15 protein-coding genes are annotated in these 14,358 nt (G+C 69.3%); 6 read left to right on the top strand and 9 right to left on the bottom strand.

Going from position 1 to position 14,358, the window contains the following annotated elements; translation table 11 throughout:
• Positions 1-117 precede the first annotated feature (117 nt).
• The gene (locus JTJ31_RS02665) at positions 118-450 is read right to left on the bottom strand and encodes a DUF1491 family protein (RefSeq protein WP_207537034.1); all 333 of its coding nucleotides are present in this window, start codon (positions 448-450) and stop codon (positions 118-120) included.
• Positions 451-512: 62 nt separating this feature from the next.
• On the opposite strand from JTJ31_RS02665, the gene JTJ31_RS02660 reads away from it, so the two are divergent.
• From JTJ31_RS02660 to JTJ31_RS02650, 3 genes are read left to right on the top strand one after another with little or no spacing between them, the layout of a single operon-like run.
• Positions 513-716, top strand: a complete 204-nt coding sequence (locus JTJ31_RS02660; RefSeq protein WP_207537033.1) for a hypothetical protein — start codon at positions 513-515, stop codon at positions 714-716.
• Complete coding sequence (locus JTJ31_RS02655) at positions 713-946, top strand: type II toxin-antitoxin system Phd/YefM family antitoxin (protein ID WP_207537032.1); 234 nt, start codon at positions 713-715, stop codon at positions 944-946. The genes JTJ31_RS02660 and JTJ31_RS02655 overlap by 4 nt, the downstream gene beginning before the upstream one ends.
• A gap of 42 nt (positions 947-988) precedes the next feature.
• Entirely contained in the window at positions 989-2,080 is a 1,092-nt protein-coding gene (locus JTJ31_RS02650; protein WP_207537031.1) for a DNA topoisomerase IB, read from the top strand.
• Here JTJ31_RS02650 and parE read toward each other — a convergent pair.
• The 4 genes from parE to JTJ31_RS02630 all read right to left on the bottom strand — a co-directional run bounded on the left by parE (position 2,031) and on the right by JTJ31_RS02630 (position 8,093).
• On the bottom strand, positions 2,031-4,004 hold the full coding sequence (parE, locus tag JTJ31_RS02645) for a DNA topoisomerase IV subunit B (RefSeq protein ID WP_207537030.1): 1,974 nt from the start codon (positions 4,002-4,004) through the stop codon (positions 2,031-2,033). The genes JTJ31_RS02650 and parE overlap by 50 nt on opposite strands.
• A gap of 103 nt (positions 4,005-4,107) precedes the next feature.
• Positions 4,108-5,697: an MFS transporter gene (locus tag JTJ31_RS02640; RefSeq protein ID WP_207537029.1), complete on the bottom strand. Its 1,590-nt coding sequence runs from the start codon at positions 5,695-5,697 to the stop codon at positions 4,108-4,110.
• Position 5,698: 1 nt separating this feature from the next.
• Positions 5,699-6,982 (bottom strand): NCS2 family permease, encoded by a 1,284-nt coding sequence (locus JTJ31_RS02635; protein WP_207537028.1) that lies wholly within the window; start codon positions 6,980-6,982, stop codon positions 5,699-5,701.
• A 49-nt stretch (positions 6,983-7,031) separates the two neighbouring features.
• Complete coding sequence (locus JTJ31_RS02630) at positions 7,032-8,093, bottom strand: NAD(P)H-dependent flavin oxidoreductase (protein ID WP_207537027.1); 1,062 nt, start codon at positions 8,091-8,093, stop codon at positions 7,032-7,034.
• Positions 8,094-8,183: 90 nt separating this feature from the next.
• Here JTJ31_RS02630 and glmM point away from each other — a divergent pair, with 90 nt between their 5' ends.
• Together glmM and thiD are read left to right on the top strand one after the other, a co-directional pair.
• Complete coding sequence (glmM, locus tag JTJ31_RS02625) at positions 8,184-9,551, top strand: phosphoglucosamine mutase (protein ID WP_207537026.1); 1,368 nt, start codon at positions 8,184-8,186, stop codon at positions 9,549-9,551.
• On the top strand, positions 9,548-10,339 hold the full coding sequence (thiD, locus tag JTJ31_RS02620; protein WP_207537025.1) for a bifunctional hydroxymethylpyrimidine kinase/phosphomethylpyrimidine kinase: 792 nt from the start codon (positions 9,548-9,550) through the stop codon (positions 10,337-10,339). The genes glmM and thiD overlap by 4 nt, the downstream gene beginning before the upstream one ends.
• A 6-nt stretch (positions 10,340-10,345) precedes the next feature.
• On the opposite strand, the gene JTJ31_RS02615 is transcribed toward thiD, so the two are convergent.
• Together JTJ31_RS02615 and JTJ31_RS02610 are read right to left on the bottom strand one after the other, a co-directional pair.
• Positions 10,346-11,311 (bottom strand): Bug family tripartite tricarboxylate transporter substrate binding protein, encoded by a 966-nt coding sequence (locus JTJ31_RS02615; RefSeq protein WP_207537024.1) that lies wholly within the window; start codon positions 11,309-11,311, stop codon positions 10,346-10,348.
• Positions 11,308-12,339 (bottom strand): adenosine deaminase family protein, encoded by a 1,032-nt coding sequence (locus tag JTJ31_RS02610; protein ID WP_207537023.1) that lies wholly within the window; start codon positions 12,337-12,339, stop codon positions 11,308-11,310. The genes JTJ31_RS02615 and JTJ31_RS02610 overlap by 4 nt, the downstream gene beginning before the upstream one ends.
• A gap of 79 nt (positions 12,340-12,418) precedes the next feature.
• Here JTJ31_RS02610 and JTJ31_RS02605 point away from each other — a divergent pair, with 79 nt between their 5' ends.
• A complete protein-coding gene (locus JTJ31_RS02605) occupies positions 12,419-13,525 on the top strand; it encodes a phosphoserine transaminase (RefSeq protein WP_207537303.1) in 1,107 nt (368 codons plus the stop codon).
• 4 nt (positions 13,526-13,529) lie between these two features.
• Here the strand turns inward: JTJ31_RS02605 and JTJ31_RS02600 are convergent, their stop codons facing one another.
• Together JTJ31_RS02600 and JTJ31_RS02595 are read right to left on the bottom strand one after the other, a co-directional pair.
• Positions 13,530-13,700, bottom strand: a complete 171-nt coding sequence (locus tag JTJ31_RS02600; RefSeq protein WP_207537022.1) for a metallothionein — start codon at positions 13,698-13,700, stop codon at positions 13,530-13,532.
• Between the two features lie 70 nt (positions 13,701-13,770).
• Positions 13,771-14,307 carry a hypothetical protein gene (locus JTJ31_RS02595; protein WP_207537021.1) on the bottom strand — a complete coding sequence of 179 codons (537 nt, stop codon included), beginning with the start codon at positions 14,305-14,307 and terminating at the stop codon, positions 13,771-13,773.
• Between the last annotated feature and the right edge of the window lie 51 nt (positions 14,308-14,358).

Below are 14,358 nucleotides of genomic sequence, written 5' to 3'. Positions count from 1 at the left end.
TGCCCAGTAGGCACCGGTCCTAGGCTTGGCGAAAGCTCGCTCTGCCAGACTTCGAACCACTATTCGGTCGCGAAGCCCACCTTGTGGACTACTTGCGGCGGGCGATGCGCGCCGGGGTCAGAGCAACCGCGCCTCGAAGGGGGGCTTGAGGTCGGGCGCCTCGAACTCCACCACCCAGAGGTCCGGGTCGCGCTTCACCTGGCGGTCCACATAGGCGTTGGCGTCCGCTTCCTCGACCGGCGCGGCGCCAGTGCCACGGATCCAGGCGGGGCGGCCTTCGACGTCGCGCGCTTGAGCGAGCACGACGAAGCCATCTCGACCGCGCAGCAGGCAAAGCACGCCGCCCGAATCCGCATCTCCCTTGCGGAGGATAGCGGCAGGTCGGCCAGCCATGTCCGACATGCGCACCGCCATGGAGACCCAGATATGCGCCTTGACCTTCGCGTCCATGCTTCGTGTTTGGGGGTTTCCCTCCCTTGCCGCAAGCGCGCACGGGGAGCAGATGGTGGCCCATGGAAAGCACCAAGCTGACGCCCGGCCAGCGGGCCTATGAGCAGAAGCGCGCGCAGAAGGCCGGGATGAGCCTGGATGCGTGGCTGCGCGACAAGGAGAAGCGCGCGGCCGCCGAGCTCCCCGCCGCGTCGGCGGCGCCCAAGCCTGAGAAGAAACCCAGCTTCTTCGCCCGGCTGATGGAGCGGGCGAACAAGCCGCTGTGATTGATGGCCCCATCCCGCTGGATGGTGGGCAGGCGCCCGGGCTGGAGGGGCTGCCGCGCGCCGAGATGACGCTGATGGAGCAAACCCTGCCGCAGCTCGTGGATGCTGCGCTGCGCGGCCCGCTGGTGCTGACCCGCAACGGGCAGGACGCCTTCGTGATCCTGCCGGTGGATGCGTACGGGCGCCTTGCCGAGGCGGCGGCGCGCAAGGGACCGGTCATCGAGGGCTGACGCCGCAACCGTGCGGCCCGCTGCGGCTTCATCCCCGCAGGGATGAAAGAGCTGGCACCGAGCGAGGCAGCCGCGCGCGAAGCCGGACTGCGCCACAGTAGTGATGCGCTTCCAGGCATCGTCCGGCTGCGCCATGGGCGCGGCTTCCGCTACCGCGCGCCCTCGGGCGCCGCGGTGCGGGACCGGGAGACACTGGCACGCATCGCAGCCCTCGCCATTCCGCCTGCCTATACCGAGGTCTGGATCTGCCCCGATCCGCTGGGCCACCTCCAGGCAACCGGGTGCGATGCGCGCGGACGCAAGCAGTACCGCTACCACCCGCGCTGGCGTGCGCACCGGGATGCGACGAAGTACCACCGAATGGCCAGCTTCGCCGCCGCATTGCCGGGAATCCGCGCGCATGTAGATGCGGCCCTGCGCCGACAGTCCCTGACACGGGAAAAGGTGCTGGCCGTGATCGTGCGATTGCTCGACACTACCCTGATCCGCATCGGCAACGAGGACTATGCGCGGGAGAACGGTTCCTTCGGCCTGACCACCCTACGAAACCGCCATGTGGCGGTGGAGGGTGGCGCACTGCGCTTCCGCTTCCCCGGCAAGAGCGGCCGTGTCTGGAAGCTGCGCGTGGAGGACAGGCGCGTGACCCGCGTGGTGCGGGAATTGCAGGACCTGCCGGGCCAGGAACTCTTCTCCTGGCAGGATGAGGCGGGGGAGGTCCACGGCATCTCCTCCGGCGAGGTGAATGATTACCTGCGAGAGATTTCCGGCGAGGAGATCACCGCCAAGGACTTCCGCACCTGGGCAGGGACGGTGCTGTGCGGCCTTCACCTCGCGGAGCAGGGGAGTTTCGGCAGCGCGACCGAGGCGAAGCGCCGCATCCGCGACGCGGTGGCGAAGGTGGCCGCGCGGCTGGGTAACACGCCTTCCGTCTGCCGCCAGTGCTACATCCACCCTGAGGTGCTTGAGCGCTTCGCCCGCGACGAGTGGCGGCTGGACCTGGACGCCACCCCCACAAATGGGCTGCGTCCGGACGAGGGAGCAGTGCTGGCGGCGTTGACGGATGATCCGTCCTCGCCGCCGAAGGTCAGGCGTCCACCGCCTCAACATCCAGGCTCGCCGCGTTCTCCTGGATGAAGCGGAAGCGCAGCTCAGGCCGGCGGCCCATCAGCGCCTCCATCAGTTCCGCCGTACGGGCCCGCTCCTCTGGCGGGAGCACCACCTTGAGCAGGGTGCGGCGCGCCGGCTGCATCGTCGTTTCCCGAAGCAGGGCGGGAGGCATTTCGCCCAAGCCTTTGAATCGGCTGACTTCGACCTTCTGGTTGGCCTTGAAGTGCTTCTTGCGCTGGCGCTCCAGATCTGCGTCGTCCATCGCATAGACGGACTTGCCACCGGACTGGAGACGGTAGAGCGGCGGCTGCGCCAGGAACACCTTCCCTTGGCGTACCAGCTCCGGAAGCTCCTTGTAGAAGAAGGTCATCAGCAGGGCAGCGATATGCGCACCGTCCACGTCCGCGTCGGTCATGATGACGACACGGCCATAGCGTAGGCGGGCGATGTCGAAGCGGTCGCCTACGCCACAGCCCAGTGCCTCGATGAGGTCGCGCAATTCCTGATTCTGCCGCAGCTTCTCGGCGGAAGCTGAGGCGACGTTGAGGATCTTGCCACGCAGCGGCAGCACCGCCTGGGTCTCGCGGTCGCGGGCCTGCTTGGCAGAACCGCCGGCGCTGTCGCCCTCCACCAGAAAGATTTCAGTGCCTTGCGAGGATTCTTTTGAGCAATCCGCCAGCTTGCCCGGCAGGCGCAGCTTGCGTGTGGCGGTCTTGCGTGGCGTGTCCTTCTCGGCACGGCGGCGCATCCGCTCCTCGGCCCGCTCGATCGCCCAGGCAAGGAGGTTGTCGGCCAGGGCCGGCGCGCCCGCGAGCCAATGGTCGAAATGGTCGCGGATCGCGGCTTCGGTCAGCTTCTGCGCGTCGCCGCTGGTCAGCTTGTCCTTGGTCTGGCCCTGGAACTGCGGGTCGCGGATGAAGACAGAGAGCATCCCGGCCATGCCGCCGAACAGATCCTCGGCGGTGACGTTGCCCGCGCGGCGCTCCTTCTTCATCTCACCATAGGCGCGCAGCCCCTTCACCAAGGCATTGCGCAGCCCGGCTTCATGGGTACCGCCCTGGGGGGTCGGGATGGTGTTGGCATAGGTGGAGAGGAACCCCTCGCCGCCATCGAGCCAGGTGACCGCCCATTCGCAGCGCCCCACCGAGTCCGGGAACTCACCCGTGCCGGCGAAGGGAGCGGGGACGACGGTGGCCTTGCCCTCGATGGCGGTGGCGAGGAAGTCCGACAAGCCGCCGGGGAAGTGCAGCGTCGCCTCGGCAGGAGTGTCGGTGCCTGCGACCAGCGCCGGGGAGCAGCGCCAGCGGATCTCGACCCCGCGATACAGGTAGGCCTTGGACCGGCAAAGCCGGAACAGGCGGTCGGCGCGGAACTGGAGGCGGCCGAAGATGTCGGGGTCCGGGCGGAAGCGGATGGTGGTGCCGCGCCGGTTCCGTACCTCGCCCTCGCGCTTCAACTTCGTGGTCGGCTTGCCGCGGCTATAGGTCTGGCGGAACAACGTGCCGCCGCGCGCCACCTCGACCTCCATGGTCTCGGAAAGCGCGTTCACCACGCTGGAGCCGACACCGTGCAGGCCGCCCGAGGTGTCATAGGCCTTGCCGCTGAATTTGCCGCCGGAATGCAGCGTGGTGAGGATCACCTCCAGCGCGGACAGCTTCGGGAACTTGGGGTGCGGGTCTACCGGGATGCCGCGGCCGTTGTCGCGCACGGACAGGAAGTTCCCGTCCTCCAGCACGACTTCGATGCGGTCGGCATGGCCTGCCACCGCCTCGTCCATAGCGTTGTCGATGATCTCGGCGGCGAGGTGGTGGAGGGCATTCTCGTCCGTCCCGCCGATATACATGCCTGGGCGGCGCCGGACAGGCTCCAGCCCCTCCAGCACCTCGATATCCGCAGCGGTATAGGAGGTCGCAGCCGGCTTGACCCGGCCTCCTCCGAAAAGATCGTTCATGTTGTGTTCGCTATCCCCTGCCGGGAAAATAGGGTCCGGAGGGGGCGAAGGCAATGGGAATTGGCGCTTTTCAGGGTCCTTACGGACGTCGTCGGAGTCGGAGTCAGGAACGGACATTGACGTAGCGCGCGGCCTCGGGCGGGCCGTCTCCCTCATGCAGCAATGTGGCGCGGGCGAGGACCGCCCGGTCCTCCTCGGTGAGGCGCGAAGCCTCGCGGAGATGCTCGGCCCAGCTCTCGATGGTCCAGAGTTCCACCCAGCGCTCGGGGTGGGCCACGTCCTCATAGAGGCGCCAGCTTGCCGCTCCGCCTCGCAGCCGGACGAGGCGCACCTGCTCCATCGCGGCCAGGAAGGACGCTCGGCGCTCAGGCGGGATGCGGTAGCGCACCACCTCCATCAGCCGGCGGTCCCCGCCATGCAGCAGGCCGCGCAGTTCCGGCGCCGGGGGCTCCGGGCGGGCCAGGGTGGCTTCCGGGGCGGGGGCGACCGTGGGCGGGTCCAGCGGCCAGCGCCGCACCAGCAAGGCTCCCAATGCTGCGCATCCGGCGAACACCGTCATGGCGAGTGGCACCCCCACCCGCCCGGCTAGCAAGCCCGACAGCGCGGAGCCGAGGGCCAGGGCACCGAAGAAGCTCATCTGATAGATGCCGATGGCCCGCGCGCGTACCCACGCAGATGCGGCCATCTGCGCGGCGGCCTGGAGCGTGGAGGCAGCGGAGATCCAGGCGATGCCATAGATCACCATGGCCAAGGCAGCGGCGGACCAGTGCGGCACAAGCCCGAGCAGCGCCATGGCGGCCGCACCGAGCAGCGAGGAAAACATGACCAGCCCGCCCCGGTCGGTCAGGGCGCGGGCACGCGGCAGGAAGAGCCCGGCGCAGACCGCCCCCGCCCCCATGCAGCCCAGCAGGATGCCGAAGGCCTCGGGCCCCAGGCCCAGCTCCTCGCGCACGACCAAGGGAAGCAGGCCCCAGACGGCGGAGGAGAACAGGAAGAAGGTGACGGCGCGGATGATGGCCGCATGCATGGCCGGAGTGGCGAGGACGTAGCGTGTCCCGGCGCGCATCGCCGGCAGCATCCGCTCACGCGGGAGGCGGGAGGGGACGGATTCGCGCTGCCAGCCCAGAAGCACCGCGACCAGCACGAGGATGCAGAGCGCGTTCAGCAGGAAGGCGGCGCCCACCCCGGCCCAGCCGATCACCAGCCCGCCCAGGGCCGGGCCGACGGCGCGGGTGAGGTTGAAGCCGATGCCGTTCAGCGCGATGGCTCCGACGAGATCCTCACGCGGGACGATCTCAGGCGTCGTGGCGGCCCAGGCCGGAAAGCTCATGGCGAGCCCTGCGCCCAGCGCAAAGGTGAGGGCGATCAGCCCCCAGGGACCGAGCGCGTCCCTAAAGGTGAGCAGGCAGAGAAGGAAGGAGATCGCCGTCATCCAGAGCTGGGCGGCAATCAGGAAATGCCGCCGGTCCATGATGTCGGCGAGGGCGCCGGCCGGCAGGGCGAGCAGGAAAACCGGCAGCATGGAAGAGGCCTGGACGAGGCTGACCATGATGGGCCGCCCGTCGAGCGAGGTCATCAGCCAGCCCGCCGCTGTGTTCTGGATGAACAGCCCCGTGTTGCTCGCGAGATTTGCGAGCCACAGCGCCCGAAAGACTGGGTGCCGCAGAGGGGCGAAGGCAGCGGGGCTTCGCATCTCAGCCGATGGCGAACTTGACCACGCACAGCGCGGCCAGCACCCACACCGCCCCGTGCACCTCCCCGGCGCGGCCTGCGAGGAGCTTGAGGGCGGCATAGGCAATGAAGCCGATCCCGATGCCGGCGGAGATGCTGAAGGTGAAGGGCATTGTCAGCGTCGTCAGCACCGCGGGCAGGTATTCGGTTTCATCCTCCCAGTCCACGGCGCGCAGCGCCTGCGCCATGAGCGCCGCGACGAAGATCAGGGCGGGTGCGGTCGCGAAGGGTGGGATGGAGGCTGCAAGTGGCGCGAAGAACAATGCGAGCAGAAAGAACCCGCCGACCACGATGGCGGTCAGCCCAGTGCGTCCGCCCTGTTGAATGCCCGAAGCGCTCTCGATGTAGCTGACCGTGGGGGAGGTGCCGAGGGCGGCGCCGATCATCACCCCGCCGGAATCCGCCACCAGCGCGCGGCCAAGATTTGGGATGGACCCGTCCGGGCGCATCAGCCCCGCACGATGGGTGGTGGCGATCAGCGTGCCGGCATTGTCGAGCAGGTCCACGAGAAAGAAGGTGAAGACGACCCCAAGCAGCCCGACCTGCAGCGCACCCGCGATGTCGAGTTGCAGGAAGGTGGGCGCCAGGGAGGGCGGCATGGCCGCGATGCCCTTGAACTCCGTCAGGCCGAAGGGCAGCCCGGCCAGAGCGGTGACGAGGATTCCGATCAGGATGGCGCCTGGCACCCGACGCGCCGAAAGCGCCGCGATCAGCAGTAGCCCCGCCGAGCCGAGCAGCACAGGGGTCGTGAACCGCCCCAGCGCCACCAGCGTCACGGGATGGTCCACCACCAAGCCGAGATTCTGCAGGCCAATCAGCCCCAGGAAGGCGCCGATCCCGGCCGCAATGCCGAGCTTGAGGCCCAGCGGGATGCCACCGATCAGCCATTCCCGCACGCGCAGGACCGAGATGAGAAAGAAGAGGATGCCGGAGACGAACACCGTCCCCAGCGCGACCTGCCATGAGATGCCCAGGGCGGCGACCACGCCGAAGGCGAAGTAGGCGTTGATCCCCATGCCCGGCGCCATGGCGATGGGGTAGTTCGCCAGCAGCCCCATCAGCGCCGAGCCGATGGCAGCCGCCAAGCAGGTGGCGACGAAGGCCGCCCCGTGATCGATCCCCGCGGCGGCAAGGATGCCGGGGTTCACGATCAGGATATAGGCCATGGTCAGGAAGGTCGTGGCGCCTGCCAGGGCCTCCTGTCGCAGGCTGGTGTTGTTCTCGCTCAGCCCGAAGAAGCGGTCCATCAAAGCCCCTGTCCGTCGCCGCGGCGCAGCCTAGGTGTGGGGTCCGGAGTCAGGGAAGCAGGGCCTCCGCCTCCGCCCAGACGCGCCGGGCGAGTTCGGCCGCAGGTTCGGCGCGGGATAGGGCGACGCCCTGGCCGGCCCAGAGCTGCATCCGCGAGGGATCGTCGGCCTTCGTCGCCTCCGCGCGCATCGGCCCGGAGAGGTGGCGCTGGATGGGGTAGGGGGCGGGCTCCGTTTCCTCGAATGCGCGCGTGGCCGCATTGGCGACGGAGCGTGCAAGGCGGCCCGAGAAAGCGCGCGTCAGCACTGTGTCCTCTGGCCCCGCCTCAGCCAATGCACGGGCATAGCCTGGGGCAATGGAGGCCTCCGGGCAGCGGAGGAAGGCGGTGCCCATCTGCACGGCGCTGGCGCCGAGGAGGAGCGCCGCCGCGACGCCACGCCCATCCATCACGCCGCCCGCTGCAATGACCGGGATGGAAAGCGCATCTGCGAAGCGGGGAACCAGGGCGAAGAGGCCGATATTCTGCGCCTCGGCCCGGCTTGGATCGAAGGCGCCGCGGTGGCCGCCAGCCTCCGCCCCCTGTGCGACCACCGCATCAGCACCGGCTGCTTCCGCCGCGCGGGCCTCCTCCAGCGTCGTGGCGTTGCAGATCCAAAGAATACCGCGTGCCTTCATTTCCTGGACCAAGGAAGACTCAAACACGCCCATGATGCTGGAGACGACGGGTGGGCGGGCCGTGAGCAGAGCTTCGCATTGCGCCGCGAAGTCGATGGTCCAGGGACCATCCCCGGCCTCGGGTGGTTCGGGCCCGAGGGCGGCCAGAGTGCGGCGCGCATTCTCCTCGCGCTTGGCGTCGCGCGGGGGAGGCGGGTCCGGGATCCAGAGATTGACCTGGAAGGCGCCATTGGATCGCCCCCGGAAATCGGCGGCCCAGGCGGAAATTCCGGCAGGATCGGACATCAGCGCCCCCAACCCTCCCATTCCGCCAGCGTTAGAGACGGCGGCGGCCAGCGCTGGCGGAGAAGCACTGGCCATGGGGGCTTGGAGAATGGGAATACGAAGGCCGAAGCGGGCGCAGAAGCTTTCGGCACGGCGGCGCGGCGTGGTCATAAGTGGCAGCCTGAACGCACGCGACGGTTGTGTCCACACCGTCAGTAAATTAGCAACGCAATGAAAATCTTTCAGTGCCAGGATGATCGAATGAGCAGCGAGACGGGCGCCACGCGGCGCCTCTTCGGCACGGATGGAATCCGTGGCACCGCCAACCGGGCGCCTATGGATCCGGGGACTGCACTGCGCCTTGGCCAAGCGGCAGGACATTTCTTCAATCGGGGAACGCACCGGCATCGCGTGGTGATCGGCAAGGATACGCGCCTGTCGGGCTATATGCTGGAGCCGGCGCTGACGGCGGGCTTCGTCTCCGCCGGCATGGATGTCGTGATCGTCGGCCCCCTGCCGACTCCGGCTATCGCGCAGCTGACCCGCTCGCTGCGGGCCGATCTCGGCGTGATGATTTCCGCCTCGCACAACCCCTATGAGGATAACGGCATCAAGCTGTTCGGCCCGGACGGCCTCAAGCTGTCGGACGAGCAGGAAGCCGCGATCGAATCGCTCATGGCCGGAGACCTGTCGCGCAGCCTCGTCGCCCCGTCGCGGCTCGGCCGCGCATCACGGCTCGAGGACGCGCCCGGACGCTACATCGAGGCGGCAAAGCAGTCCTTTCCGCGCGGCCTGACGCTGGAAGGGCTGCGCGTCGTCGTCGACTGCGCCCATGGCGCCGCCTACAAGGTGGCCCCGACCGTGCTTTGGGAACTGGGCGCCGAGGTAGTGAGCGTGGGCGTCGCGCCGGACGGGTTCAACATCAACCGCAACGTAGGTTCCACCGCCCCCGCCGCCCTGGCCGAGCTGGTGCGTGAGCGACGCGCCGACCTTGGCATCGCGCTGGACGGGGATGCTGACCGCGTGGTGCTGGTGGATGAGGACGGGACGGTGATCGACGGCGACCAGATCCTCGCCCTCATCGCGGAAAGCTGGAAGCGCGACGGGCGGCTGCGCAACCAGTGCGTCGTGGCCACGGTGATGAGCAACATGGGGCTGGAGCGCTTCCTGCGCGGCCAGGGCCTCGCCCTGCACCGCACCGCCGTGGGCGACCGCTATGTCGGCGAAAAGATGCGCGAGCTTGGCTGCAACCTCGGTGGTGAGCAGTCGGGCCACATGATCATGAGCGATTTCGGCACCACCGGCGATGGGCTGGTTGCCGCGCTGCAGGTGCTGGCCGTGCTGGTGGACAAGAAGCGCCCGGCCAGCGAGGTCTGCCGCCGTTTCGCGCCCCTGCCGCAGAAACTCGTGAATATCCGCCACTCGGGCATCTCTCCCTTGGACCGGGAGGAGGTGCGCGATGCCATCAAGGCCGAGGAGGAGAAGCTGGGAGAGCGGGGTCGCGTGCTGATCCGCGCCAGCGGGACCGAGCCAGTGATCCGCGTGATGGCGGAGGCCGAGGAAGAGGCGATGGTGAATGAGGTGACGGATCGCCTCGCCGGTGCGATCCGCCGCGGCATCGCCGCGTGAAGGGACGTGTGCTGATCTGCGCCGGCAGCGATTCCGGCGGCGGCGCGGGCATCCAGGCCGACATCAAGGCCGTCACGGCGCTGGACGGCTTCGCCATGACGGCCATCACGGCGCTGACGGCGCAGAACACGCTCGGCGTGCAGGGTGTTCTTGGGATCGAGCCCGGCTTCATCCGTGCGCAGATCGCCTCTGTGCTGGACGATCTTGGTGCCGATGCGGTGAAGACCGGCATGCTGCACGACAGCCCAACGATCGAGGCGGTGTGCGACGAGGTGGCCTCGCGCGCGCCCGGCGTTCCGCTTGTGGCCGATCCGGTGATGGTGGCGAAGGGCGGTCACCGCCTTCTCGCTGCCGATGCGGTCGAGACGCTGAAGCGCCGCCTCCTGCCGCTGGCCACTCTCATCACCCCCAATATCCCTGAGGCCGAGGTGCTGTCCGGCCGCGAGATTCGCGACGAGACGGAGATGCGCGCGGCAGCGGAGACGATGCTGACGCTCGGCGTGCCGGCAGTGCTTCTGAAGGGCGGCCACATGGAGGGTAACCGCCTCGTGGACATCCTCGCCACGCCGGAAGGTGTGACGCGCTTCGAGGATGCGCGGATCGACACCCGCCATACCCATGGCACGGGCTGCACCCTGGCCAGCGCCATCGCCGCCGGGCTCGCTCAGGGCTTGGGCCTGGTCGAGGCGGTCGCGCGCGGGCGGCGCTACGTGCGCGCGGCCATCGAGGCTGCGCCCGGCTATGGCGGTGGCCATGGGCCGCTCAACCACGCCGTGCGGGTGGCGTAGGCGCGGCTATTCGATGCGGATATTCGCGGCGCGCGCTACGGCGCCGTAGCGCGCGGAATCCTCTGCGATCAGGCGGGCGAAGGCTTCGGGCGTCAGGCGCCAGGGCGTCATACCCACAAGCTCCAGCTGGCGCAGGAATTCCGGGTCGTCGTGCAGGGCATCCAGTGCCGTCACCAGCCGATCCGTGATGCCGGCGGGGGTGCGCGCGGGGGCCAGCACGCCCTGCCACGCTAGCATCTCCGTCCCCGCGAGGGCAGGAAGGCTCGCAAGGGGCGGCACGCCGAGCAGCGACGGATGCTCGCGCGAGGCGGAGATGGCGAGGCCGCGCGCCCTTCCATCCCGCACCAGCGGCGCCGCGCTGGTCAGCGTCAGCACCGCGAGGTCCAGCCGTCCCGCCAGCACGTCCTGCGAAATCTGCGCAGCAATGCGGTAGGGCACGTGCTCCAGCTTCAGATCCGCCCGCTGCGCCAGAGTCTCCGCCCAGAGGTGCAGTGAGGTGCCGATGCCCGAGGTGCCGTAGGTCAGTGGGTTCGCGGCCCGTTTCGCCAACTGGACGAATCCCTCCAGATCGCGGGCCGGCAGGTCGGGCCGGGCGATCAGTACCAACGGAAGCGAGGCGAGCATGGCGAGCGGCGCGAAATCCGCCGCCGGCTGATAGCGCACGGCAGCGGGCATCACGCTGGGCGCAATGGCAAGCGGGCTTTCCACGCCCAGCAGCAGCGTGTGCCCATCCGGCGCCGCGCGCGCTGCGCGCTCCGTGCCGATAGTGCCGCCGGCGCCCGGGACGTTCTCCACCACCACGGATTGCCCGAGGCTCCGCCCCATCATGCCGGCGGCGATGCGCGCCACCGTGTCCACATTGCCGCCCGCTGCGAAGGGCACAATCAACGTCAGTGGGCGCGCCGGGAAGGCGGTCTGGGCGAGGGCAGGGGCGGCGAGGGGGAGTAGGGCGAGGCTGCGGCGGGGGATCATGCGGCGGGGAACTCCAGCGCGTCGAATTCCTGTGCGAAAGCGGTGGACAAATGGCGCTTCGCCGCGTCCGGCAGGAAGGAGCCGGCGATGCCGTTCAGCGTGAAGCCGCGCAACGCATCCCGCCCGAATCCGAAATCCTCCGCCATCATGCGCCAGCATCGCATTGGGGTGACGCGGTGCAGGGGCGGGTCGTCCGTGTTCGGGTGGATCAGCAGCCCGGCCTCGGGCATGCGCGGGATGGGGTGATCGAGCGCCCATCGCTCCGGCGGCAAGGTGCGGAGGTAGTAGGAGTTGGTCGGCACCACGGTGAAGATCATCCCCGCATCGGCGAGGCGGCGGGCGAGGGCAGGGTCCTCGAGCACGGTGTAGCCGTGGTCCAGCCGCTCGGCGCCGCAAAGATCCACTGCCGTCTCGATGTTGCGGGGGTGGCAGCCGAACTCCCCCGCATGGGCGGTGATGCGGAACCCCGCCTGCTTCGCCATCCGGAACGACTTCCAGAACCGCTCGGGCGGGCCGTCCGGCTCCCGGTAGTCGATGCCCAGGCCGATGATGGCGTCACGCCGATGCGCGATCATCCACTCCACCATCTCCACCGCTCGCTCCGGCGTGTCTTCGCGATCGATGGCGGGGATTAGCAACGCCGAGACGCCGAACTCGATCGCGGCGTCGGCGAAGCCGGCGAGGATGGCCTCGGCGCCCTCGCGATAGGAGAAGAGATGTGCGGTGCCGGTCGGGTTCCAGAAGATCTCCGAGTGGCGGACATTGTGTGACGCCGCCTCGGCCAGATGCTCATAGGTGATGCGGTGTAGGTCGGCAGGGCGGCGCAACAGCCGTTGCTCAAGCGCGCGCAGAATGTGCAGGACGCCCTTCGGCTTTGCGTCGCGGGAGTAGAGCGCCTCGGTCTCTGCCTCGCCCATCCCTGCGCGGGTCGCGAACTCCGCGAAGGTGGGGCGGAGCACGGCGCCCAGCAGGTGGACATGCAATTCCACCTTGGGCAAGGCATGGCAGAAGCGGTCCAGCGCATCCATGCGCCTATGCTGCGCCGGGCAAGCCCTGCGGGGAAGGGGCGGTTGGCAGCGCGGCGCGCGCGTGGCACGACCCTCCGCCATGCAGAAGCCCGCCAATCCCTGCTTTTCCTCCGGCCCCTGTGCCAAGCGGCCCGGCTGGTCCCTGGCCGCGCTTGAAGGCGCGCTGACCGGCCGTTCCCACCGCGCCGCGCCCTCGCGCGAGAGGCTGCGGGAGGTAATCGAGCTGTCGCGACGGATCCTGGAGATGCCGGAAGGCTGGGTGCTGGGTATCGTCCCTGCCTCCGACACCGGGGCGGTCGAGATGGCGATGTGGAACCTGCTCGGTCCGCGCGGCGTGGACGTGCTGTCCTGGGAAAGCTTCTCCGCCGAGTGGGCGCGCGATGCGCAGCGCGAGTTGCGGCTCGCCGACCTGCGGATCATCGAAGCGCCCTATGGCCAGCTGCCCGACCTGTCCCGCGTGGATCCGGCGCGCGACTGCGTCTTCGTCTGGAACGGCACCACCAGCGGCGTGCGCCTGCCCAATGGCGACTGGATCAGCGATGCGCGCGAGGGGCTGACCATCTGCGACGCCACCAGCGCGGCCTTCGCCATGGAACTGCCGTGGCACAAGCTCGATGTCGTGACCTGGTCCTGGCAGAAGGTGCTGGGGGGCGAAGCGGCTCATGGGATGCTGGCACTGTCGCCCCGCGCCCAGGCACGGCTGGTGGCGCAGAAGCCGTCCTGGCCCATGCCCAAGATCTTCCGGCTGAACGAGGGCGTGTGGAAGGGGGATACGATCAACACCCCCTCCATGCTCTGCGTCGAGGATGCGCTGGATGGGCTGCGCTGGGCGGAGTCGGTAGGAGGCCTGCGGGGCCTGATCGCCCGCAGCGAAGCCAACCTCGCCGCCGTGGCGGAATGGGAGGCGCAGAGCCCTTGGGCCCGCTTCCTGGCCGAGATTCCCGAAACGCGCTCCTGCACCTCGGTCTGCCTGCGCTTCCGCGCGCTGGAGGAAGGGAAGCAGGCTGCGACGGCCAAGCGAATGGCCGTATGGCTGGAGGAGCAGGGCGTCGCCCTGGACGCAGCCTCCTACCGCGATGCGCCGCCGGGCCTGCGCATCTGGTGTGGTGCCACGGTCGAAACCTCGGACGTGCGCGCCCTGTTGCCCTGGCTGGATGAAGCCTGGAGGGTGGCGAGCGGAGCCTGACCCGTCAGCCGTGGCACTCGCAGCCGGCGTGGTGGCACCCCGCGCCGTCCGGGTGATGGTCGGCGCAGGCATCGGAGCAGTAGAACCGCCCGTCGCGCTTGATGGCCTTCGCGGTGCCGACCACGCAGACGCAGTCGCTGCACGCGCATTTCACCATTTCGACCGTCGTTTCCATGGTGCGTTCCTCTTTCTGTCGCTTGCGATGCTGCGCCGGGGCGCCGCGCGGCGGCAAGCGAAACCGGCGCTCAGCGGAAGCGGCTAGGCCGGTCGAGCCGCGCGAGTTCGGCGTTCACGGCGCCGGCCGCCTCGCGCACCCGGGGCAGCGCAGGCATGGCGGCGAGGCGCCCCAGCGTGCCCGCGGCACCGGCCGTGAAGATGCTGGGCTCGGAAAGCGCCGCCCGGGCTGCCGCCTCATCCCCCGCGCGCAGCGCCTCGGAGGCGCCGCGCAGGCGGCGTTCGGTCACCTGGTCGGGTGCGCCTGGGGCGATCCCCAGATAGCCGCGCATCTCGTCGCGCCCTGCATCCAGCATGGGTTGAAGCGTGGGGCTCATGGACGGGCCGCGCACCGGGTCGGTCGTGAAGGACCGCGCGAGGAACTCCATCTGCGCCGCGGCCATCGCCGCCCCGGCCGGGTCGCCGGCATAGATGGAGGTGTCTCCGAGGTTGCGCGGCGCATAGAGCGCGGCGCCCCGGATCGGGTCACCGAAGCCGCCGAGATAGTCCGTCACCGGGTCCTGGGCACAGGCGGCGAGAAGGAGGAAAGGGAGGAATCGGGTCTTCATCGGCGCATCATGCACGGGGAAGGCGCCGCGCGCCTGTCTTGTCGCACCCGC

The organism is Sabulicella rubraurantiaca, from assembly GCF_017355885.1.
In the GTDB taxonomy this organism is placed as follows: domain Bacteria; phylum Pseudomonadota; class Alphaproteobacteria; order Acetobacterales; family Acetobacteraceae; genus Roseococcus; species Roseococcus rubraurantiacus.
This window is presented reverse-complemented; position numbering and strand designations above follow the sequence as displayed.